28 protein-coding genes and 1 other annotated feature are annotated in these 23627 nt (G+C 36.7%); of the genes, 9 read left to right on the top strand and 19 right to left on the bottom strand.

Annotated elements, in window-relative coordinates:
* Together JF76_RS10055 and JF76_RS01020 are read left to right on the top strand one after the other, a co-directional pair.
* Positions 1-250 (top strand): SLAP domain-containing protein (locus JF76_RS10055; protein WP_208854438.1); only part of this gene is annotated, 250 nt, incomplete at its 5' end.
* A 179-nt stretch (positions 251-429) separates the two neighbouring features.
* Complete coding sequence (locus JF76_RS01020; RefSeq protein ID WP_045927430.1) at positions 430-789, top strand: aggregation-promoting factor C-terminal-like domain-containing protein; 360 nt, start codon at positions 430-432, stop codon at positions 787-789.
* A gap of 96 nt (positions 790-885) precedes the next feature.
* Here the strand turns inward: JF76_RS01020 and JF76_RS01015 are convergent, their stop codons facing one another.
* From JF76_RS01015 to JF76_RS00970, 10 genes are all read right to left on the bottom strand, one after another.
* On the bottom strand, positions 886-1770 hold the full coding sequence (locus JF76_RS01015) for an SDR family NAD(P)-dependent oxidoreductase (RefSeq protein WP_045927429.1): 885 nt from the start codon (positions 1768-1770) through the stop codon (positions 886-888).
* A 137-nt stretch (positions 1771-1907) separates the two neighbouring features.
* Positions 1908-2495, bottom strand: a complete 588-nt coding sequence (locus JF76_RS01010) for a TetR-like C-terminal domain-containing protein (protein ID WP_156962733.1) — start codon at positions 2493-2495, stop codon at positions 1908-1910.
* Positions 2496-2537: 42 nt separating this feature from the next.
* Entirely contained in the window at positions 2538-3068 is a 531-nt protein-coding gene (locus tag JF76_RS01005; protein ID WP_045927427.1) for a hypothetical protein, read from the bottom strand.
* Between the two features lie 182 nt (positions 3069-3250).
* Entirely contained in the window at positions 3251-3514 is a 264-nt protein-coding gene (locus JF76_RS01000; RefSeq protein WP_045927426.1) for a hypothetical protein, read from the bottom strand.
* 177 nt (positions 3515-3691) lie between these two features.
* The gene (locus tag JF76_RS00995) at positions 3692-4510 is read right to left on the bottom strand and encodes an alpha/beta hydrolase (protein WP_045927425.1); all 819 of its coding nucleotides are present in this window, start codon (positions 4508-4510) and stop codon (positions 3692-3694) included.
* Positions 4497-5267, bottom strand: coding sequence for a YibE/F family protein (locus tag JF76_RS00990; RefSeq protein ID WP_045927424.1), 771 nt, complete (start codon positions 5265-5267; stop codon positions 4497-4499). Before JF76_RS00990 ends, JF76_RS00995 begins: the two co-directional genes overlap by 14 nt.
* Positions 5264-6388 (bottom strand): YibE/F family protein, encoded by a 1125-nt coding sequence (locus tag JF76_RS00985; protein ID WP_156962732.1) that lies wholly within the window; start codon positions 6386-6388, stop codon positions 5264-5266. Before JF76_RS00985 ends, JF76_RS00990 begins: the two co-directional genes overlap by 4 nt.
* A 124-nt stretch (positions 6389-6512) precedes the next feature.
* A complete protein-coding gene (locus tag JF76_RS00980; protein ID WP_045927422.1) occupies positions 6513-7292 on the bottom strand; it encodes a transcriptional regulator in 780 nt (259 codons plus the stop codon).
* A 26-nt stretch (positions 7293-7318) separates the two neighbouring features.
* Entirely contained in the window at positions 7319-8404 is a 1086-nt protein-coding gene (locus JF76_RS00975; RefSeq protein ID WP_045927421.1) for a D-alanine--D-alanine ligase family protein, read from the bottom strand.
* 153 nt (positions 8405-8557) lie between these two features.
* Entirely contained in the window at positions 8558-9595 is a 1038-nt protein-coding gene (locus tag JF76_RS00970; protein ID WP_045927420.1) for a helveticin J family class III bacteriocin, read from the bottom strand.
* 133 nt (positions 9596-9728) lie between these two features.
* On the opposite strand from JF76_RS00970, the gene JF76_RS00965 reads away from it, so the two are divergent.
* Entirely contained in the window at positions 9729-10727 is a 999-nt protein-coding gene (locus JF76_RS00965) for a CAP domain-containing protein (protein WP_045928886.1), read from the top strand.
* Positions 10728-10783: 56 nt separating this feature from the next.
* Here JF76_RS00965 and JF76_RS00960 read toward each other — a convergent pair whose 3' ends face one another.
* From JF76_RS00960 to JF76_RS00935, 6 genes are all read right to left on the bottom strand, one after another.
* A complete protein-coding gene (locus tag JF76_RS00960; protein ID WP_045927419.1) occupies positions 10784-11257 on the bottom strand; it encodes a nucleoside 2-deoxyribosyltransferase in 474 nt (157 codons plus the stop codon).
* 46 nt (positions 11258-11303) lie between these two features.
* Positions 11304-12134: a hypothetical protein gene (locus tag JF76_RS00955; RefSeq protein WP_045927418.1), complete on the bottom strand. Its 831-nt coding sequence runs from the start codon at positions 12132-12134 to the stop codon at positions 11304-11306.
* A gap of 11 nt (positions 12135-12145) precedes the next feature.
* Positions 12146-12829: a TetR/AcrR family transcriptional regulator gene (locus tag JF76_RS00950; protein ID WP_045927417.1), complete on the bottom strand. Its 684-nt coding sequence runs from the start codon at positions 12827-12829 to the stop codon at positions 12146-12148.
* Between the two features lie 140 nt (positions 12830-12969).
* Positions 12970-13950, bottom strand: coding sequence for a ribose-phosphate diphosphokinase (locus tag JF76_RS00945; protein WP_045927416.1), 981 nt, complete (start codon positions 13948-13950; stop codon positions 12970-12972).
* A 157-nt stretch (positions 13951-14107) separates the two neighbouring features.
* Positions 14108-14764 (bottom strand): alpha/beta fold hydrolase, encoded by a 657-nt coding sequence (locus JF76_RS00940; RefSeq protein WP_045927415.1) that lies wholly within the window; start codon positions 14762-14764, stop codon positions 14108-14110.
* Positions 14761-15606 (bottom strand): glycosyltransferase family A protein, encoded by an 846-nt coding sequence (locus tag JF76_RS00935; RefSeq protein WP_045927414.1) that lies wholly within the window; start codon positions 15604-15606, stop codon positions 14761-14763. The genes JF76_RS00940 and JF76_RS00935 overlap by 4 nt, the downstream gene beginning before the upstream one ends.
* Before the next feature lie 138 nt (positions 15607-15744).
* On the opposite strand from JF76_RS00935, the gene JF76_RS00930 reads away from it, so the two are divergent.
* Positions 15745-16713, top strand: a complete 969-nt coding sequence (locus JF76_RS00930) for a DUF1002 domain-containing protein (RefSeq protein ID WP_084600318.1) — start codon at positions 15745-15747, stop codon at positions 16711-16713.
* A gap of 5 nt (positions 16714-16718) precedes the next feature.
* On the opposite strand, the gene JF76_RS00925 is transcribed toward JF76_RS00930, so the two are convergent.
* Positions 16719-17519 carry a ribonuclease H family protein gene (locus JF76_RS00925; RefSeq protein ID WP_045927413.1) on the bottom strand — a complete coding sequence of 267 codons (801 nt, stop codon included), beginning with the start codon at positions 17517-17519 and terminating at the stop codon, positions 16719-16721.
* Between the two features lie 69 nt (positions 17520-17588).
* Between JF76_RS00925 and JF76_RS00920 the strand changes: the two genes are divergently transcribed.
* Entirely contained in the window at positions 17589-18521 is a 933-nt protein-coding gene (locus JF76_RS00920) for an alpha/beta hydrolase (RefSeq protein ID WP_045927412.1), read from the top strand.
* 17 nt (positions 18522-18538) lie between these two features.
* Entirely contained in the window at positions 18539-20002 is a 1464-nt protein-coding gene (gene cls, locus JF76_RS00915; RefSeq protein ID WP_379854074.1) for a cardiolipin synthase, read from the top strand.
* A 51-nt stretch (positions 20003-20053) separates the two neighbouring features.
* On the opposite strand, the gene JF76_RS00910 is transcribed toward cls, so the two are convergent.
* On the bottom strand, positions 20054-20695 hold the full coding sequence (locus JF76_RS00910) for a nitroreductase family protein (protein ID WP_034980832.1): 642 nt from the start codon (positions 20693-20695) through the stop codon (positions 20054-20056).
* 135 nt (positions 20696-20830) lie between these two features.
* Here JF76_RS00910 and JF76_RS00905 point away from each other — a divergent pair, with 135 nt between their 5' ends.
* Positions 20831-21133: a nucleoside triphosphate pyrophosphohydrolase gene (locus JF76_RS00905; RefSeq protein ID WP_045927410.1), complete on the top strand. Its 303-nt coding sequence runs from the start codon at positions 20831-20833 to the stop codon at positions 21131-21133.
* 31 nt (positions 21134-21164) lie between these two features.
* Here the strand turns inward: JF76_RS00905 and JF76_RS00900 are convergent, their stop codons facing one another.
* Entirely contained in the window at positions 21165-21641 is a 477-nt protein-coding gene (locus JF76_RS00900) for a hypothetical protein (protein ID WP_045927409.1), read from the bottom strand.
* Between the two features lie 122 nt (positions 21642-21763).
* Positions 21764-22005, top strand: a binding site (T-box leader).
* A 60-nt stretch (positions 22006-22065) separates the two neighbouring features.
* Between JF76_RS00900 and asnA the strand changes: the two genes are divergently transcribed.
* On the top strand, positions 22066-23079 hold the full coding sequence (gene asnA, locus JF76_RS00895) for an aspartate--ammonia ligase (protein ID WP_045927408.1): 1014 nt from the start codon (positions 22066-22068) through the stop codon (positions 23077-23079).
* Between the two features lie 125 nt (positions 23080-23204).
* Positions 23205-23627, top strand: a 423-nt coding sequence (locus tag JF76_RS10365) for a Sir2 family NAD-dependent protein deacetylase (protein ID WP_045927407.1), incomplete at its 3' end; no start/stop codon positions are given.

The following is a 23627-nucleotide window of genomic DNA, read 5'->3' as shown; positions in this document are numbered from 1 at the left end:
TTCAGGTAATTCTAATTCATCAAGTAGCACCGCTAAACCTTCCACTTCAAGCAAATCTAAGTCACGGGTAGTAAGATTGCTCAAGGCATCTTACCGCTATACTCACAAGGGCAAACGTGTATCTAAGAAACTGCTCAAGAAAGGCGCGATTTTCAAAATCAACGGCAAAACTTACCGCATTAAGAAGAAGACCTTCTACCGCATTGCTAAAAATCGCTATATTCGCGTTACCAATGTTGTAAAAAAGTAAAACTTAAATAAAGCGGACTACTACTATAGTTAGGCTGCTTTTATTTTTCAATAGTGGCAGAATTATTAAATTTTTAAAAAATATTGTAAGAGTTGCGTGTTCTTTCTGTAACAACAATGACACATTGACTGTGTATTATTATCCATAGAATTAATATAGTTAATTGTGGGGATTGAAATATATTGAAGAACAGTAAAAGTTTAATACTTAAGTTAATTACAGCACTGGCGCTTTCATTTAGCTTTGTCACTGCGGTAGAAACAACTAACACCGGCTCGTGTACACAAACTGTACAAGCCGCTCGTAAGATGTCAAAAGCTGAACGCGCAGCTAAGAGATGGATTGCCATGCGTGAATCAGGTGGTAATTATTACGCGCGCAACGGTGTTTGTTATGGTAAATACCAACTTAACATTGCTTACCTAAACGGTAATTACTCTAAAAAGAACCAAGAAAGAACCGCTGACACATACGTTTACGGTCGTTATGGTTCATGGGTTAACGCCAAGAACTTCTGGCTAACACATCACTGGTATTAGAAAATACTCTTTAATAAAAATATCCCATTATAAAAAATAGCCTAACTAATTGTTAGGCTATTTTTATATGAATTTAGATGTTAAAATAAAAGAAATTTAATTTTCTTCATTATGAGTCTTTGACAAGAACGGTGCCAAAGTCTTCAAATCTGGTCCCTTACCGCTGGGAATATTTTCTGCACGAGAGACAATAATTGGATTAAGTCCTGTGTGAGTCAAAATATAGAATTTATTTTCTTCTAATGCCTTGAACACAATTCCAGGTATTTTATCTATTGGCATACCTGTTACAATATCTTGTTTAGCACGTTCTTGACCTTCCTTAAATGCTTCACATGAATAGTAAGGATCATTTTTATCAGTGTATTTGGCTGGCCGGTGGTTTTCAGTATGATATAAGTCTGTCTGAACAAACGCAGGACAAAAGACATGCATGCTAATGTTAGCTTTTGCAACCTGCATATCATATTCCACTGCCTCAGTCAGTCCCACAGACGCAAACTTAGAAGCAAAGTATGATGGCATTGAAGGACTGGCAACTAGTCCAGCAATTGAAGCTACATTAATAATGTCACAATGATCTTTTTGTTTACGCATAATTGGTATTACGCGTTTTAATGCCCAAACCTGACTCATTAAGTCAGCATGCAAAATCCATTCCCAATCACGGGTAGGAAGTTCACAAATACCACCAGGTACCGCAATCCCAGCTGAGTTAATCAATAAATCAATTTCATGATATTCAGCTACTGTCTTTTTGACCATGGCATCAACTTCATCTTCATCGGTTACATCAGTAGTAATGCTAATAACTTCCGCGCCTAAATCTTTAATATCAGTTTCTGCCTTGCTCAACGCTTCATCATCTATATCAGCAATAGCAAGTTTCATCCCTCTTTTTGCTGCTTCTAATGACAGTGCTCGTCCAAATCCGTTCGCTGCACCAGTAATTAATGCAACTTTATCTTTAAATTCTTTCATGTGCAAGCCTTTCTATTTAATTGTTCAATGCTGAACTAACTTACATTATTAATATTAAGCGCTTACTGTATAAATAAAAATATATAATATTCATAGTTTGTTAGATATTTAACAATTTCGCATATCTATTAGGCAAATTAGCTTTTATGACTTTGATCAGCCATCTTTAAACAATGAACTATTACATCTTTTTGCGTTCTGCGAAACATATCTCTCATTTCCTCTGGAGTCTCTTTTTGTCCATTATTAAGCCAGTCAATAATTATTTCCGTAAATCCACCAGTAAAGAAATGGGCTATAAAGTCACGGTCTTTCTGACTTACATGTAATTTTTCTTTGCTGATTACTTCATCAATATAGCCAAGAAGTATACGATTTTGTGGTTCCCTAAAAATTGCATTAAATTGTTTAATATCTAAATTTTCATAAATTGCTCTGCCCAAGGTTGGATTAACAGAAAAATATTGAAAAATTTGATATAAATCGTCGTACCATTTTTCATAACCTTTTGACTGCTCTAATAAATTAATTATCTCATCCTGGACAGTCCACTTGATTAAATCAGGTACATCCCTAAAGTGATAATAAAAAGTAGGTCTACTTTTATTAGTTAAAGTAAGTAATTCACAAACAGTAATTTTATTTAAAGGTTCTTTTTTGAGCAACTTCTTTAATGCCCGCGCAAATTCTCTTTTTGTATTTAGTGAAATCTCTTTATTTTTCATTTTATTTGTCCAACCGTAAACCAATAGAAAATTTTCCAGCTCTTATTTGTTACTTGCCACTATTTTCTTAATTTTTGCAAAGCGCTCATCCCACTCGTTAACAATTAAATCATCATATTCCTGCTTTAATAAAAAGTCGAGCAAGTCTTTTTTATCAGGCCGGTCTAAAAACAGGTAGCTTTGCGGAATAACAATCTGGGGCAAAACAGTGCGCAACTGGTTAAGTGAAACCTTTTTAACAGCACAAGATTTTAAAATTGGAATAATACAACCATCATCTTTAGGCATAAAATAGTCATAAATTTCGTCATAATTGTCATTTTGAATTTCCCGGCCTATCTGAGCTAATGCCTTCGCATTGTTGCGAATCAAAGGGGCGCACTTGATAAATAACTGAATTCCGCCATTATTGCCTGTAGTATAAACAAAGGCTTGAAAACTATCTTTAAAAAATCTCCTGCGGTATTCAATTACTTTTTGTCCCGTTAAAATTTCTTTTACATATTCCTCATGCAGAGAAATTAGTAAAGTAGGTAAAAACGGATCATAAACTTCATCTTCTATCTGACACATTAATTATTTTCCTTTTCTTTGTTCTTAATTGTGCAAATACTTATGTTTATCATAAATATCTTCGTTTAAACAAGCAACTGAATATTTAAAATACCAGATTAGCAAAACTGAATTATTTTAGATACAAAAAAAGCTGAGCTACACTTCAACCATTGAAGTACAGCCCAGCTTTTCTAATCATCTTACGCTCTGTGTCTTAATAAATGAGCCTTTGCGGGTTCACCTTTTAACCAAGTCGCAAAGAATGCATAGCCGAAGACCATCAAAGCAACCACAGCTGCCAAAATAATCATATTATTATCGTTCAGCGAAATTGTCTGTTCCTCTTCCAGCAGATTCTTTGACTCATTAACTTGATTACATAATCCAAAGAATAACATGATTAGACTGCTTAGAGTTAGTAAGCCATTAACTGCCGTTAAAATTTTTATTTTCGTTAACTTCAAAAAATCATGTCCTTTCTTTCGATTTAAATACCAGCATTATATACCCTTTAAAAATAAATGCAAGGCCTTTGCTTAAAATAATTTAAATTTTTTGTTTCTAATATGAATATTATTATAATTTTATAATCAAATCTTCTAAAACCCGAACAAAAAGGAGTACAGCATCTGTACTCCTTTTTATTGCCATTCACTTGCCAGCCATTCCTGTGCCAGTTCGAACCAGTGGGCAGCGTGTGGATTCTCTTGCCATTCTCTACCCTTAACTACCATATCTTTACGAGCTAAGGAAAAACCGTGACCACCACGATTGAATATATGGGCTTCACAGGGAACCTTCTTGTTATGCAAGGCTTCCACGTATTCAAACGTATTGGTTACAAGTACAATAGGATCATCCCAGGCATGGAAGATAAAAGTTGCCGGAGTGTTTGCAGTTACACCTAATGAACTATCCTTAATAAATTCATCTTGGGGTACTTTATCTTGTTCATCTTCTGGAATGTCAAAGCCAATTTTAGTCAGATTAATTAAAGGATAACCCAAAATAGTCTTATTAGGCAGAACTTCCGCACTTTTAAAACCAAACTCTTTTTGATATTTTGCAGAGTTAGCCATACTGTTGGCAAAACTGGCAACGTGGCCACCAGCAGAGAAGCCGATTGTGACTATTTTATCTGGATCAATCTGATAGTCTTGCGCATGCTCACGAAAGTATTTAACAGTGCTTAAGACATCAAGTCCGGCATCCGGATAAATGTCACCTTCGTCTTGCACGAGGTTGTATTCCATGACCACACTGTTAAAGCCGCAATTATTGAAAGCCAAGGCAACCGGCTCTCCCTCTCTTTTAGACAAATGGTCAAAACTGCCACCTGGAACTACTATCGCCAAAGGGTGTTTTGGAGTTACCAATTCACCAATTGAACCCAAGGTGTATGTGTGCAGATTGAACTTGCGCTGGTTAAAATTAGTTAACGTTAAATCATTTACTTTCATTTTCTTCCCCCACTTTTACCATGTTTTTTGCTAAAAAGGTTGTTGCTAATGGTACTGTTAATAATACACCAATTAGAGAGTACATTATAATCAAAGCCTCATTGACAAACATTTTTTCGTTTAATACCTCACCTAACGTATAATTCAAACGAATGTACCATAAAAATAATGAAAGAAAGCTGCCAAACATCCCAAATAAAATGGTATTCATAGCTGTTCCCAGAACATCGTTGCCGATTTTAGCACCACTGGCTTTGAGTTCCTCATATGATATTTCCGGATTATGCTTTTTGATTTCTAAAAGTCCTGAACTCATAGCAACAGCAGATTCGGCCACAGCACCCAGCGTGGAAAAGATCGCTACCGCAACTGCAATTAAAGGATAGCTTAACCCCGGCATCTGGGACAATCCTACCAAAATTTCACCTGCTTCGGGTCCAAGACCAGCAGCTTGCGCCAACCATTCAAAACCCAGAATTATTACACTAGTTGCCAGACACACAATTAGTGAAGAATAAAAAGAGTTTTTAGCAACTTGATAATCATGCGTCCCTAAGAAAATAATAGTCACCAATTTTAACGGGACAAAAATCAAAATCAGAAGAGGAATATTAATCCCCCAGGAAATCAGAATAGCCACTAAAATTAATAATAAAGTGTTGATTAAAACACTAAAGAAACTGCGAATGCCGGTTTCTCCACCTACAATCGTCATTAGGATTGCCAATACGATTAGCAAGGCAGTTAAGGTACTCATTTTCTAATCCCCGCTTTCCGCTTTTTTTCTTCTAAAAATAGCAGGCTGCACCCCGTGGCAAAGACTACCGTCAAAACAATGCCAATTGCAGAAATGATACTTTGCGTGACGCCAAGAGAAAGGGTGAAGCCGAAAGTGGAACGCAAGCTGTTGTTATCCCGCAAATAAATAATTGTCATTGGCAATTCTTCTGACATAAAGATTAATACCAAAACGTTAATCAGTGGTCCCATGATTTCCTGTCCCATTGTGCGCCCACTGTGAATTAACTGCTTGGCTGTTAGATCAGCCTTAGTTTGAATCAATTCGTAAAGACTGGAAATAATATCGGTGGCTTCGTCCATCACTGCTCCTAAAATACCCAGTAAAGTTTGTGCTAAAAAGATGCCACGAGGATCCTGCGTCGCATAATCTCCCGTTTCGTATTTAATTTCCGATTCTCCTGTCAAACGCATAATTAAGTAGCACAATGCAAAAGAAACAAAAGTGCCTAAAATTGTTGCCAGCCACGTTGCCAGCATCTTGCGGTTAAAACCTTGAACAACCAATAAACTAAAGAATGAAAAAACAATATCAGCTAAACCAAAGAGTAGAACGATATAAGAGCCATTTAGTTTAATATCCAGCATAATCACAAGGTAGAAAATTACCCAGCTGAGTATCATTGATGCAATTAAACCAAACGACTTTTTACCTGAGACTGCCACCATTAGCGTGGACATTACTGTCATTGCCAACACTAAAACCCAGTCTCGTTTAGGATCCTGAATAACCGGTTCACCGTGTTTGACAGTGACAAACAGCCGCTGGCCTGCACGAAACTTTTGTGTGACTAACTGTGAGGGATAATACATGTTGATAGTCTGAAAGGTTTGACCCTTGAATTCACCAGACAAGACTTTTAAATGAAGAACTTGTTTTCTGGTTTCATCCTTGTTGCCATAAACATCTGTACTTTTTTCTTCCAAAGTATCCTTGATTTTACTGTCAGTGACCACAGCTACATCATTTTTAGAATAAATATCTGTCGCAAAATAGGTACACGTGGTTAAAATCAACCCCACAACTGCTATTAATACCGCAAATAAGTAGCGCTTTTTAATTTTTTTCAACCAAATCATTCCAATCGATTTATACTTACCTACTGTAACTTAAAAACAGTTATCAGACATTAATTTTAAGCTAAATTTGTAAAATTTAAATATTATAAAAACGACTTTTAACCAAAAGTCGTTTTTTATGTGCCTACATATCTAAAAACCGCTGCCACCAGTGAGTTTTTTCCGGTTCGATCTGCATATCTGCTAATGTGCGGTGGGCATTGGCACTTGCACTTTTTTCAGCATTTTCCTTAGCTTTGGCCAAAATTTCTTCATGCATCTGTTCACTTGATTTTCCTTCATCCTCGGCCACCTGAGCCCGTTTTTCGGCCGCAGTTAAAGGCTTCGTTTCTGGCATTTCCTGCACATCAGTGATGTCATCACCATTATCGGTAACAATTCCTGAAATGTCTGGTAAAACACTAAAATCTTCTTCAGCATTAGCTGCTTTAGCTTGCGGTTTTTCTAACTCTTTTTGTTTTTTCAGCAATTGTTTGTTTTGCTTTTCAATCCGGTTCAACTGTTTCTGCAGGTCGCTCAGTGCTGTATTCTGCTGCCCAATGGTTTGTTGCAAAGCATTCAGTAATTTCACCATCTGGGAAGTAGACATTACCTCCTGCTTTTTACCGTTATCCATATGCTGAGGCTTGTCTTTTTTGTCAGTAACAGCAAAAACCTGCTGTGCGGCTTCTTGCAAAGTTAAGCCATTATCCCGGGCTAATTGGTGAAAATCTTCGAGATCCTGCACATCCTGCTTACTGTATAAGCGCGCATTTTGCTTAGTCCGTGCATAGTAATCCGGTTTACCGGTAACTTTTTCTACAATTAAAGAATATTTACGTAAAGTTGCAACACTAATGTGCAATTTCTTAGCCGTCGCAGAAGGCGCGGTTAATTCTTCAAAATTATGCTTATCTTCACTCATTAGATATACTCCCCAGCACAATCAAATTAACCAATTTTGTGTAACAAGTTTTTCTTATGATCAAAACGCTCCTGCGCTTTGACAATCAAACGGGTAATTAATTCCGAATAAGAAATTCCTGCCTCTTCAAAAAGTTTGGGATACATACTAATATTAGTAAACCCGGGCAAGGCATTAACTTCCGTTAAGATTACTTTATGATCACTTTCACGCAAAGTAGAATCTACACGGGCTAAACCACTGCATTCTGTGACTTGATAAACTTTTAAGGCGTTCGCTCTAACCTTATCTACAATTTCTTGAGGTAATTTAGCAGGAATTTGCAAAGTAGTAGTTGAATCATCATCATATTTATTTTCATAACTGTAAAAAGTACCTGCCGCATTAATGATTTGTCCTACACCGGAAACAATCGGCTTGTCATTACCTAAAACAGCAGTTTCAACTTCTGTACCGTGAATGGTTTCTTCAATTAAGACCTTATCATCGTATCTAAAAGCATCAGCCAGAGCCTCATCAAATTCTTTTTTATTAGTAACATGATGAACACCAACTGAAGAGCCTTGATTTGAGGGCTTAACAAAAAGATCACTGCCCAGTTTAGCGCTCACTTTGTCATAATCACGTTTAGCATTATTAGCATCTTCATATTCAAAACGCTTAATTGCGATCCAATCAGCTACAGGAACACCAACTCGTTGTGCTAAAATCTTGGTAAATTCCTTATCCATGGTCACGGCAGAAGCCAGGACATCGTCACCAACAAAGGGCTTGTTTAAGATTCTGAACAGTCCTTGCAGACAACCGTCTTCACCTAAATTGCCGTGAACAATCGGAAAGAAAACATCAATTTCCGGTAAATTCTTTAGTTGAATTAAATTTGAAATGTTGGCTACTTCATGCGGATTCTCAATAGTATATCTTGGATCCTTTAAGACTTTAAAAGAGTCTTCTTCACTGGCCAAATAGCCGTCATTGGTAATCCAAATTGGATGCACATCGAATTTATCTTGGTCGATGGCATTATAAATATTATGGCCAGACATAATTGATACTTCATATTCAGATGAATTACCACCAAAAATTAAACCAACTTGTGTTTTCTTAGTCATTATTTTTACCTCTTAGTCATTGTTTCTAACTTTTAATTATACGGCAAGAAAAACCCGAAGAGCTGTAAATTAGACAATTTTTTAGGAATATTTTTTATTATAAGCAAAAAGTCTTGCATAAGGCAAAATCATATCCAAAAAATTTATACTATATTAAAAATTGTTATTTGAATCCCAAGTGATTTCATAAAGTTGATTGATTTTGGTTGGATGTTTGCCCAAATTGGCGGGATCAAAGGACTGATGATAGGCTACGGTTAAGTAAAGATCATTATCGGTAGCCAGTTGAATGCCCTCAAGCTCAGTATAATAGCCCGGAATTTCCAGTTTACTTTCATTGGCTAAATTTACCAACTCCCAAAATGCAGGGTCAACTTCTCCCCAAGGAATTTTAACAATTTTTCTATTTTGACCTAGCCTGTCGTCCGCAAATTGACTGGAAACATATATTGTGCGGTTGTTGTCAATAGCAAAGCCTTGCAGCGAACCAACTAACCCAGCTCGTCCAGAAAATTGTGGTATTTTAAAAGCGGCTATACTTTTTATTGTTCTGATATCAACGTATTTGCTTGCAGTTGCAGCTTCATCAAGCGCCTTATTAATTTCTGCTAAATAATAGAGTGCAAAATAACCGGTATAGTCGTTATCACCGTATGCAAGCAGAAAATAACGCAAATCTGGTGAAACTGCAGCTTCTACGCGGGAAAATTGATTGCCTGCACAGCCTATGCCTAAATCAGCTCCTGCATAATTTAAATTTGATAATCTTGGTTGCAATTTGGTATTAGCCGTAATCTTAAAATAATGCGGAATTTTTATGCGCGCAATTTGTTTAGACCAAGTCGACCAGATGGGGTTTAAGTCGTTTGGCTTTGTGCCAACGAACCACTGCCCTGGTCTTCCAGCATACTCCAGCGTCTGAGTATGACCTGCAGCGGTGCCGGTTAAATGCAAAACTGGAATTTGCTTATTAAAAGAAACATTGTTGCCATTTTTGCCGCGATAAACAAAGTTGTCTCCTGCTACGTGTTGCAAAACATAAGTATTACCGTCAATAATGCTGGTTTTCTGGACTACTACTTGGCGCAAGTCCTTATCTACTGGTCCAGTTACCCCATCCCAATCGTCCAACTTGCTTAACAGAGCAATTTTGACGTTTTGTGCTGCCTGCATCTTTTCATTATTAGCCAAGATCGTCATTTCCTCACTAAATTTTTCCAAAAACTCAATCAATTTATTAAATATAATTATTATTTTAAAAATAAAATTCTACTCGGTTTTATTTTGCCTTATAATTTATGCTAAAGAAAGGAGAGCATCTTAAATGATAAAAAAATTTTACACTGCCCTCTTCTGTTTGCTTTTCACTTTTCCTTTTAGCAATACACAAGTTTTCGCTGCAGAACTCACTCCAAATGAAACGAATGAAGTGAGTCGTTTGCAGCATGAATATGCTCAACTTGATAACACTGCTTATAATCTTAATAATCTTTATTTAAACAAGCCACAGTTTAAAACCAAGTTTAAGTCGGGAGCACTTGTGCCGGACTACCTTGACAGTCAATTGGCATATACAAACTATTATAGAAAATTATTCAATTTGACGCCCGTTAAAGAAAATTTTCAAGATAATATTGCCGCGCAAAAAACTGCTGCCGTTTTAGCCGCTCTTGACGCTAATCCGATGGTCAATCAGCACAATTTGCCTTACGAAAAAAGACCGAAAATAATTAATAAATCTACTTGGCAACTAGCCCGCAACATTTCCAGCAAGGCCAATCTTAATTTTAATACCAGTGACCAGACTGCAGGTGAAGTTATCACTGACTTAATTACTGATCGGTACAACTTGACCGGTGCTGACACCGGTCACCGTGCATGGCTGCTATCAACGCGCTTAACTACGACAGGCGCAGGTGCAGCTTATGGCAAAAACGGGTATCGCTATTCTGTGCAAAAAGTTTTTAACCCCGCTGATGTCTTTCGTACTCCCAGTCGAGAAACAGTAACTTATCCCAATAGGGGCGTCTTTCCCATTGAGCTTTTACAAGGTGATAATATCGCCTGGTCAATTTATCTCTCTAATAAAATTTATACAGTCACACCCAAAATAACCATTACTGATAAAGACACTGGTGAAACTTATCAAGCAGAAAATGTACGTAATTATAGTCATACAGGCTATGGCAATTTTGAAACTATTATTACCTATTATCCAGGCTCAATTCCACTAGTTCTCGGTCACGAATATGAAGTAAAAATCACGGGTTTAACTAGTTACACCTTTAAGCTGTTTCAACTTCAAAACAAGTCAATAGAATAATAAAAACCTCGAAGAATTATTTTCCTTCGAGGTTTTTTATGTGAACTGAGTTAATTTTAAATATAGTTGGCTACGGCAGCTAATAAATCTTTTTCATTATTAACAATGGTGCCATTAAGTTTAATTAGACCAGTAGTATACAAGTTGACATAATGAAATTGGTTTTCGGCAATCTGGGTTAAAGCTTGTAACTTCTTTTGGTTAGTAGCACCCTGCTGGCGAGTATCTGTATATAAACCAATTATCGGGATTTCTTTTGCATAAGCTACGCCTATTTCACTAGCTACCCCATTATCAATGCTGAGGCCGTCAAGAACGGCAATCATTAAATCGCTATTAAGCAGTTTTTCAGTATCGGCTTGAGCAATCATTTTAGAATCAGCATAAGCTTGTTTATCATTAATTGATGCATTTTCCTGGGGCAAATATAGATCAATTGCATCATCTATTTGACGAATTTTAGCCGCCAATTGCGCATTGTAATTAATTTCTGCTTGTGAAAACAGAGCATTTGCAAAATAAATTTTCATATATGTTTCCTTTGAAAAAACGATTAATTATTTTAAAACAGAGAGACTAATTATTGGGAGAACTGATTTCCCACGGAATTGCACTTAAAATATAAAGAACAACTCCTACAATAACAAAGTCCAGAAAGATACTGCTGCTTATTTCTAACACAAAACCTAATACAGCTAAACCTTCAACATTAAAAATTACTGGAATAACTGCCAATATGCCCGCAATTAATATTAACCAAAAACCTGCCCACATACCAGATGCGGTAATTTCGTGAGTCAGCATTTTTGAATTGAAAAATAACTTCATATCACTTATTAATGAACGTAAACTAATAATAGCCATTATCAGGATAATTACATTAACAATTAATAAGATAAAAGCAATATTGCCTCCAAGAGTAATGGTATTCAAATTAAAAGTATCAATTACATCAAATGGAGCATTATTTTCCTGCTCCTTTAATTTTTCTTGTACTAATTGGGCATCACTGGATGCACCTTGATCAATGTTTAAATCAATGTCATGTAAAATTTGTTTGGCCAATTTGATATTACTAAACTTAAACCAAGGTCTTCCAAGGGTATAGTCAATAATATGATCAGCAATTGGTTGAGTTTGCTTAGTAGTTAGCAGATTAGCGTTCCCATTTTTATTAGCTCCAATTGTTTCTGCTAATGCATCAAAATGCTTGTTTATTTGCCTGACTACTACAGCTTCATTACTACTGTTTCTCATTTGTCCCTTCATAAAAAAGGGATTAAGGAAAGTCACGGTAATCATGGTTAGCGATACAATCAGAAAGATGATAAAGGACAGAACCTGTTTGTATTGGTTATTCTGTTCCTGACTTATTCTGTGCAAACCATCTCGCGCGCCATTTGCCATATTTTTCCTTTCTAACAGACAATCTCCTTGTCTTCATCAAACATCGTATCTATTGCATGATGAATGGTCTTAATATCAGTAGATTCAATAATCTCATGACCCTCTTTAAGCGCCTTTTCGATAGTTGGTTTTGAGGAATGTAAAAAACTGTACATGAATGCTTTGGTACCATAATCAGCTATTTCTTCAGGAGAAACTTCATATTCTTTATTATCATAATAAAGACGACTCACACCAGTTACGGCAAAGGCAATTCCCATCCGAACTTCTTTGGGATCAAAGTCAAAGTGGTCAAACAACTGCTTTTCTTTCAACCAGTCGTTGATAGTTTTACTCCAAAAATCTAGTGATTCATTACTCTTAAACACCTCAGTAATAATACGTTTAAGACCTTCATCATAAATTCCCAGCATTTCAATTGCATAAATAAAAGCTTTGGTGCGAGCACATACTTCGTCTTCTTTATTAACACTAAACTTCTGCACTTGCTTGTCTAGTGTATTGAGAATGTTCCGAACTACATCAGCAATCAAGTTTGATTTATGTGGATAGTATGACTGCAACAATGACTTGGAAATGCCAGACTTTTCTGCAATCATTTGAAATGAAACACTGTCCATACCATTTTCTCTAATTAAGTGAAAAGTATTACTTAAAATTGTACGTCTTCTTTTATAATTTTTACGTCGTGCCATAATGTTTTCTCAGCTCCTATACATTTTGCCTCCATTATACCAATGATATAGAATAAATAAACAAAAAGGCACTGGTATATTATTGGCTGATAGTTTTTACTAAAGAAACATATACTAAAAGTAAGCCATTTAATATGTAATTACTTTAATTTACTTTCACTTAACAAATGCATTGAGCGGTCATTATATACATAATTAATTCCCCGCGCTAAAAGCAAATCTACTGAAATACGGACCATTCTATCTGGATAATGGCTGTGTTTAATTGTATCAGTTACCACTATCTGTTCAATTGGCAACTCATTCAGAACTTCAGTTGCATTTTGTGATAATAATGCGTGTGTTGAAGCAACATAAACTTTCTTGGCGCCTGCCGCTAGAACTGACTTAGTTGAAGAAGAAATACGTGACCCCGTATCAATTAAATCATCTACAATAATACATTTTTTGTCTTTAACATCACCAATCATGTCATGTACATCTGCGTCATAACGTGCACGGCGCTGATCAACAATCGCAATTGGAGCATCAAAGCACTGACCAAAATTACGAGCTAGTTTAGCTCCAGAATGATCTGGAGAAACAACCACAATATCGTCTTCTTCTTTAGTAGCAATACCGTTATCAATAAAGTATTGTGCTAAAAGCGGCATAGCATGCAAATGATCAACCGGCACATTATAAAAGCCTTGAATTTGCGAAGCATGCAAATCAAGAGCAATTAAGTGATCCAGACCAGTAATTTGTAATAAATTAGCTATAAGCTTAGCAGTTATTGGTTCCCGCGAACGAGTTTTGGTATCTGAACGTGAATAAGCCAGGTATGGCACTACTACATTGATTCTGTGTGCTGAAGCACGATGCAATGCGTCTAAAACAATTTCCAATTCCATAAAGTTTTCATTTACGGGATCCTGAATTGACTGAATAACGAAAACGTCACATCCTCTGACACTTTCGCCAATATTAACTTGAATTTCACCGTCACTAAAATGTTGCACAGCAGTTTCAATTAACGGCTTTTTCAAGATCTGTGCAATTTTCTCATTTAATGCGGGATTTCCGCCTAACCCAATCAGCTTCATCGGGTGCAATATTTGAAGAAGTTCTTCCTTGTTCATGACTACCTCGTTTTTTAAAAATTACAATCTTTGCAAGTCTATTATAACCAAAAAAGTCCTCAGTGCCTAGAAAAGTAATAATTCAAACAAAAAGCCGAATCTATTATCGGCTGTTAAATATTAAGTTTGAAGTAAAAGTCTTCTTGAATTAAATAAACTATTTAAAAAAGTCTTCCATTAAGTTTAGCAATTTAAAACTCTTAACTGCATAACTTTCATGCTTTTGTCTAGGCATAATCAGAAGCTGTCCTTGAGGAATAATTTGACTGTACCAGCGAACATGTTCCACTTTAACCCAGTCTTTTTCTCCCACGACGCAATAAGTCGGTATCTTAATTGCCTTCAAACTGTCAACAGACATGAAACTTTCCGACAATTCCACCTTACTATCACGGTTCATGCGCAAGAAACGCAGAAAGCCTTCAGTCAAATAATGATATGATTTGATACCATTGCCGTTCACAAAGACACCAGCTACCATGAGCTTTTTAAAGATATTTTGATCCTGACTTGCAAGCATCATTGCTACCAAACCGCCGGCATCAAAGCCAAAACAATAGCAGCCCCTGATATTCACTTGCTTAATAAAAGCAGCCAGATCTTCAACTTCAGTTTGATAGTGCTCGGCAGGCTCTCCCTGACTGAGGCCATGGCCTCGCATATCCAGAACATAAACCGTATAGTAAAGAGAAAGCGGAGCAACGATTTGGTCAAACATGCCGCCATCTAAATGGTGTCCGTGTAATAAAAGCAGCGGATCACCCTTGCCTAATTTACTATAATAAAGCTCGTTACCATTAACTTTTTCTCTCATCTTTGGTCTCTTTCGCTAGCTTCTACCAAATTTTGATTAGAACTTTTTTCTTTCTTATGTTCATGCCACAAACTACGAATAATGATCTTAACAATAATATAGTTAGCCTTAAAATTATCAGGAATCATTTTTGCGTTAAAGTGATGAACCATGCTGTCCTTACGCTGCCAATAATGGTAGATAGGCTTGCTATCACAATAAAAACCTTCTGTTAAAGCCAAATATTGTACATTAAATATCTGATCTTCCATAAAAGCTAAATTTTCCATGAAGTGAAGATGATTCTGCCGCACGACTGATAATTTATAGCCCTTGTTCCAGGTATAGCCTTTAACTGGAGTAGCTAGGCAATGATTATCACATAAAGAGCCAAACGGATTACTGATTAATTGATATGTTCGAGCCTTGCCTTTCATGCCGCGCACGACTTTTTTGGTAACAGGAATTGAACCTTGTTTGTTTTCATAATCAAGCCAAAAGCCACAGGAAACCATTGCTGCATCAGGATGGTTGTGAAAAGCATTTACAAAAAATGCTGTATAATCAGAATCCACCCAGTCATCACCATCATGAAATGTAAAATAAGGCGTATCAACGTTGGCAATACCGACATTGCGTGCATCAGACAGGCCACCATTATGCTTGTTTATTATCTTAAAATACCGGAATTTTTCACGATAGCTTTCTGCTATTTTTCTAGTATTATCCGTTGAACCATCATTGACAATTAACAACTTAAAATTGGGATCATCTTGCTTAGCCAAATGATCAAGTGCCCGCTCTAAATATCTTTCGACATTGTAAACAGGCATAATGACAGTTAACTCAGGTTGCTGAATCATAGCTCCCTCCTTTAACTTGTTATTATACCATCTTAAATATTAAAAATAACGTAAAGTAAGTAGTACATAACTATTATTTAACCTTTTGCTTTTAGCATTTAGTATAATTAAGAACAGTCAAAAGGAGTTAATTATTTTATGAAAAAAGCAAAAACATTTTCAACTATTATTACACTGTTATTTTTTGGTATGCTCATGTGCGATACTTTTACACAAACTGTTAAGGCAGATGAATTACCTGTTGTTTGTCTTGGGACTTCTTTAACCGCTTCCCAAAGAAGTGGTACGCTAAAAACCCTCAGCGAACCGCTAAATGGCAGTAGTTACCAAACAATTACCATTACTGGTGAAGATTTAGTCAAATACCTTAATCCTTCAGGTGCAAACTTTACCACCCACTCTGGTGTCTGGTCCAGTGCCATGATTGAAAAAGCTGGACAAGGTAATGGCATTAATGTCCACATCCTTGATTATCAGGGGCGTAATAATATCACAACAATTACAGCTGATCAATATAAAAATGCTGCTTTAACTGCCGGTATTTCTGATGCCAATATTTATGTTACGAGCGCTGTTCCAATCGATGGCTCCGGTGCTTTAGCAGGTGTTTATGCTGCCTACAACAAAACTGGAGAAAATCTAAATCAAAACCAAGTTAATGCGGCACAAGACGAAATGAATACCTTAAGTAAAATTACTAAGGAAAATCAGGATAAAAGCGGTTATAGCGATGCACAATTAAATAATGCAGTCGCCGGCGCTAAACAGGAAATGGGTAAAATCGGCAACAATGTGTCAGACAGTCAAATTCATGATATTGTAAACAATCAGATCAATATTAATCATCTTGGTGACGTCATTAATAATAATCAAAAACAGCAAATTATTAATGTCTTAATTGAAGTCCGTGATTCCGGTGCTTTAAAAAATCACAAATTTAAGGATCAGGCTGATGCTTTGTCCAAAAACATCAAGAAGAATGCCAAAGGAATCTTCGATAAAATAAACACTCCAGAAAATCGTAACTGGTTTGAACAAATTTGGCATAATATTACTTCATTTTTCAGCAATCTTTTTAGTGGCCTGATTATTGTTAATTTTAATTAATTTAATTACATTTGGTCCATAAATTTGTTTAATGTATGATCAACAAATTCATTACCGCGATTATTGGCGTGTCCTTTAGTCCATTCGAATTTAGATTGAGGAAATTTATTTAAAAGCTGCTCCAGCTCCTGCCAACACTCAAGGTTGGCAATTGCACCTTTCGTACTCTTTGTCCATCCCCGCTTTTTCCAGCTTTTAAGCCAGCCTTTAGTAATTGGATTTAAAACGTATTGTGAATCTAGCACAAATAATAATGGTCTTTCATTAAAGCCCAACTCGAGCAATTTTTTGAGCGCTTCTATTAAAGCTGTTAGTTCCATCTTATTATTAGTAGCCCCAAATTCACCGTTTGAATCATAAGTAGATTTTTTATGACCCTGATCTTGCCATTCTATTAGATAAGCCCATGCAGCTTTATCAGTTTCTCGCACATGACCACCCTTAAAATTACCGGTGTTGCGGGTACCGCCGTCAGTATAAATAGTGGCAAAATAATTGCCGGAATCTGCTGGAAGTAATTGATCAGTTGCTTTTGTCACTTTTTGTGTATTGTCAATGGCAGGATTTTGCTTGATTTTGCGACTTTCTTTTTGAATCTTGGCAATGGCTTTTTGTAATGAATCCTCGTCTTTTTGAAAAACTTGATGAACTGTTTTGCGATCCCAATCTAAATATTCAGTGGCGTCAGTTATTTTGGTAAAGGATTTGTATTCAGCACCAGAATAGCCTTCAACTTGTTTCCGGGCCTCATCCCAGGTGCGATAAACGCCTGGCTTGCGGCCTTTTTTTACTGCATAAAATTTCATATGTCCCCCCATCACTAAAATTCCCAGTCAATGCTAAAATATAAGTAGTTCTATTTTTAAGGTGGTATTATGTTCTTCAATACTAAAAAATACAAGGAAGAAGTGGAGAAAAACCACAAGCGCGACCTTGCAAAGGAACCAAGCAGACTAAGCATGGTTTTCTTGGCTGCCTTGGCAACTTTTGCACCTACACGTATTTTCTTGCGTTTGCACAAAAAGGGGATCGAAGATGACGCCACTATTGAACCAAAAAAAGGCGAATTTGACCAGATACCTATAATTTATTTTCATGGCTTTCGAGGCGGTGACTACACTACAAAGGTAATGGTCAAGCAGGCACTTGCTGATAAAGGCAATCCCAAATATCTCAAAGTTACTGTTGATTTACTGGGAAACTTTAAGTTAGAAGGGACTTGGACTGGTGATCCCAATCCAATAGTGCAAGTTGTTTTTCGCCAGAGACTCGTTGGCGTATATGCAATTGACTACTACCTGCGTTTTACACTGCCCTTTTTAGCTCAAAGGTACCACTTTTCGCATTATTCAGCAATTGCACATTCATTGGCATGTCCCTGCATAGTACGGACTGAAATGCGTGAATATCGGAAGAAAAATTTCCCTCATTTAGTCAAATGTGCGTTTATCGCAGGTCCTTTTGACGGTGTTGTTTATTTAGGAGATATCCCAAATGTAAATGCCTTTAACCAAAAAGGTCGTCCAGCTGTAGTTAATCTGCACTATCTGTATCTGTTGCTCAGACGCAAACGGTTTAATCCTAATATTTCAGTATTAAATATTTATGGTAATGTTTTGGATAACACTAATAGTGACAAATTTATTTCCGTCACTTCTGCTAAAAGCATCCGCTATATTCTGGCTCCTTATGCTAAATCTTATCATGAAGTTGAAATTCGCGGTAAAAAATACGCTGAACACAGCTGGATGCACGATAATCCATTTGTAATCGACATTATTGATAAGTTTATTGGCATTAAGAAGTAATTTGATTTTTGGAGGAAATACGTGTGATTCTGCTCCGCGACATAGGACGTATCATCATTATTACTAATACTATTCTAGCCTTTTATATCGTCTTTCATAGAAGACGTTCTGTCTCAACTACTTGGGCCTGGCTGATTATTCTGCTGGTTTTCCCAGTTTTAGGGATGATCATATACGGCTTTTTTGGTCGGGGAATTTCACAGGAAAATATTTTTGCCATTAACAAGCAACATCATATTGGGTTGCGGAATGTGCAAAAATCTATTACTGCTGCACCTAAGAAAATTAGTACATCTGATACATCAAATAAAGCCAAAATGGTGGTACATTTTTTTGATCATGATGGCGAATCACCATTGAGTAAAAACAATCATGTTAAGCTCTATACCGACGGCAAAATAATGTTTCATGACATGATGGCTGACATAAAAAACGCTAAACAATCAGTAAATGTTGAATTTTATACCTTTTATAATGATGAAATCGGCAACGATTTTCTAAATTTACTGATTAAAAAGGCGCAAGAAGGCGTATCAGTTCGTTTGTTATATGATGCCTGGGGTTCTATGGGCGCAACTAAAGCCTGGTTTGATCAGTTAAGAAAAGCCGGCGGCGTAGTCCTGCCCTTTATTACCTCACGCAATATGATTACGCGGTACCGGATTAACTACCATTTGCACCGCAAAATTGTGGTAGTTGATGGCAAAACATCTTGGACTGGCGGCTTTAATATCGGTGACCAGTATCTGAGTCGCAAGAAAAAATTTGGTTATTGGCGTGACAGTCAGGTGCGGATTGTCGGATCTGCTTCTTTATTATTGCAAGAGCGGTTTGTGATGGATTGGAACGCCTCAATTCAAAAAGAAAACCAAGTCATTGCTTTCAATACCATCCTTTTTCCCAACTTGGATGAAAATGAGATTCATGCTGGTGATGTAGCAACACAAATAGTTTCGGACGGACCTGACCGCTATAATGCCAATATGCGTAATGGTATTATGCGGCTAATGTCCTTAGCGAAAAAACGTCTCTGGATTCAAACGCCTTATTTAATTCCTGACGACGCGATGTTTGCAACTTTGCAAACAATTGCCCAATCAGGAGTAGACTTACGAATTATGATACCGTGTAAACCAGACCACCCGTTCATTTACCGCGCTACCCAATGGTATGCCAATGAATTATCCCGTTATGGCATTAAAATTTATATTTACAACAAAGGTTTTATTCATGCCAAAACAATTGTAGTAGACGATACTTTTTCTACAGTGGGGTCAATGAATCAGGATTACCGCTCATATGATCTTAATTTTGAAGATGTTGCAGTTTTTTATGATAAAAATTTCACTCGTGAAGTTGCCAAATCATTTGAAGACGATATGAAAGTTTCTTCATTATTGACTCCTGAAGATATTGCCAAACAGGGTCGCTGGCTTAAGATTTTGCAAAGTTTTTCACGGATGCTTTCGCCAATTTTATAAATAACAAAAAGCCTTCCAAGACGGAAGGCTTTTAAAATGCGCTCTTATTATTTATTCCGCAAAGTGATAAACAGTTTCAGCTGGGTAGCGAGTTGTTTTAGCCATAGTTTCTTCGGTTTCATTGCTCTTGCCAATTACTATTGCCATTACTGGTAAGTAGCGTTTTGGCTCCAAGTTAAAGGTCCTGGCAATTTTAGATTCGTCATAGCCAGCAATTGGGTTAGTGTCGTAACCATGATTGCGAGCAACAAGCATAAACTGCATAGCAGCAAGGGAGCAAGACCTAATGGAATCAATTGCACAAGAATAATATGTACCATTTTCATATGATGGCAAAAAGGTTCTTAAGACTTCGTCTAATTTTTCCTTAGTGATGTTGCCTGTCTCATATTCCTTGGTCCAATTTTCACGATACTTCTTATAAGCATAAACATCGGCAAAGACTTGCACTACCGCAGCACAGCTGTCCATCTGGGGATCGTTAAATCTAAGCATGTATTTCTTAACTTTAGCAATAGTTTCCGGGGTATCTGCTACTTCAAAGTGCCAACCTTGTAAATTGCAGCCGGAAGGAGCCGTTACTGTTTCTTCAAACATTTCTTTAAATTCTGAACGCGGAATTTTAACACTTTTATCAAAGTGACGCACAGAATGACGGTTTTGTACAACGTCATTAAAATCGTTATTACGCATATTTTCACACTTTCTAATATAAATATATCTCTACTTTCTAATTTTACTACATTTTGTTATCTTTTTCACATAATTTTTTGACAAAATTAGCAGTATAATAAAATTTAAATATTATAAGTAAGGAAGGCCATAAAAATGAAAAAATTAGTTAGAGACAAAATACCAGAATTTGCGCACTATGCTACTTATCGTGAACTTAGTCACGCAGAAATTGAGCCAGCTTTAAAGCAAAAATTAACTGAAGAAACCAATGAAGTTCTGGCTGCTAAAACTGAAACTAATTTAATTGAGGAATTAGGTGATGTTTACGAAGTCATTTTGGCATACCTCAAATTTAAAAATGTTGATCAAGCAACTTTTTTAAAACAAGTAAAAGAAAAGCGCGCCCTTAAGGGTGGCTTTACCAAATATCTAGAAATGAACTGGGAAGAAAAATAAGTTCAATAAAAAAGCCACGTTAATGTGTGGCTTAAAAAATATCTTGAATTTCAATCCGAATATCATGGTGAATATGATTTTTAAGTGCTTCGACAATTTGTGCTACGCCGTATGAAAAACGAAGGTAATATTGTCTGTTTTTCTGGGTTGTTAAAATACAAATTACCTGCTTTTTCTTAGGATTAGGCACTTTAATTAAAGTGACCATCGCAATCTCTGAATATGAGACGGTCCGCCGAAAATAACCAGAAACAACAGCTCTTTTAGGTGCAAAACCCGTAAAGCCGTCAATAATACCAATCAGCAAGAAGATTGCCAGAAAAATACTGAGACCCGGATCGCCCTTTTCAATTAATTGCCAGGCAAAGCCGATCCAAATAAAAATTACGGCCCAAATAACTGAAGACGAGCGATAATGTCCCTTTAAGTCAATATTTGCCTGCCAGTACCAACTATAACAAGTGTAGCCTAGAAGCAAGGCATCCAAAATTAGATAAAAAACTACCATATAACTCTCCTCAATTGTATTTTCATCTATTATAACAGATTGACAGACGTTAGATATTTTATTCAACATTAATGATATTTTACTTGCATTTTTATTAAAATCATGATTAAATAATTATCAAATTAAATGCAATGAAAAAGACGAGTAGATAACTTACCTCTTTAAGTGAATCGGTGATAGTGGAAAACCGTTAGACCCTGGGTTATTGAAAAACACTTTTAGCAGCACGCTGAAATTCTTGTAAAAGTAGGTTGTGTCGTCTCCAGTACGTTACCACGCTGGTGAAGCATGATAGTGCTTCATGAGTTGGCCCAGAATGTGGGCAATTAAGGTGGTACCGCGGAAAAAGCCTTTCGTCCTTGTTTTTATTAAAAACGGGACAAAGGGCTTTTTCTTTTCCTTAAATTTATAGGAGGTCAAAACAATGACTTTAATTTTACCGGAAGATTATCATCCAACTCTCACAATTCGCGATACCGAAGCAGCAATTGTTTATATTCGTGAAGAATTTCAAAAGGTTTTAGCTAAAAAATTACATTTACAACGGATGTCGGCCCCACTCTTCGTCGAAAAGCATACAGGGCTTAACGATAACCTGAATGGGGTTGAACGTCCAGTTGCCTTTGATGCCAAGGATTTGCCGGCAGATGACACAGTTGAAATCGTACATTCACTTGCCAAATGGAAAAGAATGGCACTGAAGAAATACGGCTTTAGCATGCATGAGGGCCTTTTCACCAACATGAACGCTATTCGCCGCGATGAAGATCTAGACAATTTTCACTCAATTTATGTAGATCAATGGGATTGGGAAAAAATTATTGCCAAAGAGGAAAGAACGATAGCAACCCTTAAAAGTACTGTTACCAAGATTTTTGCAGCAATAAAGGAAATTGAAGCTGGCTGTGCTTTCCGTTATCCTGCTTCTACTTACCATTTGCCAGAAAAACTTTACTTTATTACTACGCAAGAATTAGAAGACCGCTGGCCAGACATCAGCCCTGAAGAAAGAGAAAACAAAATTGCCGAAGAAGAAAAGGCAGTCTTTATAATGAAAGTCGGCGACAAACTGAAAAGAAGTGGCAAGCCCCACGATGGTCGTGCACCAGATTATGATGACTGGCAATTAAACGGTGACCTGATTTTCTGGTATGAGCCTTTAAAGCAAAAAATTGAAATTTCTTCTATGGGTATCCGTGTTAGTCCTGAAAGCCTGCATGAACAATTAAAGAAGGCTGACTGTCTGGACCGTGAAAAATTGGAATTTCACCGGATGCTGCTTGATGGAGAATTACCTTATACCATCGGTGGTGGGATTGGTCAATCTCGCTTATGTATGCTTTTGCTTGGCAAAGCTCATATCGGTGAAGTTCAAGCCAGTGTCTGGCCTCACGATATGATTACTAAATGCAAAGAACATGACATTCAAATTCTATAATAAATGAAGAAAACCATACAGTTAAAAAGAAACTGCATGGTTTTTTATTGCAATAACCCTATATGTTGGACAAAATCTTGTAGTAAACTAGCAATAGTAAAACTAGTTTTAAGAAAGGCAAAATTATGATTGATTCTAACAAGATAACTGAATTAAAAAATGATATTGATCAGGCACGCCATATTACTTTTCTGACCGGTGCCGGAGTTTCAACTCATTCTGGTATTCCTGATTATCGTTCTAAAAACGGTATTTATGATGGCGTTTCTGAAAGTCCGGAAACAATATTGAGTGAAGAAACGCTTTATCAGCGCCCAGAATTTTTCTATAAGTTCGTCATGGATAATATGTACTTCCCTAACGCCAAGCCAAACGAAATCCACCAGAAAATTGCTGCGCTGTGCAACAAAAAAGGCGATTTAATCACCCAAAATGTTGATGGCTTGGACACGAAAGCTGGCAATAAGCACGTAACCGAATTTCATGGCTGTCTTTATAATATTTATTGTACTAAGTGCCATCAGCCAGTTTCATACGCTGAATATGCT

It is taken from the genome of Lactobacillus kullabergensis (assembly GCF_000967195.1).
GTDB lineage: Bacteria > Bacillota > Bacilli > Lactobacillales > Lactobacillaceae > Lactobacillus > Lactobacillus kullabergensis.
The sequence above is the reverse complement of the archived record's forward strand: the minus strand, read 5'-3'. Positions and strand labels throughout refer to the sequence as shown.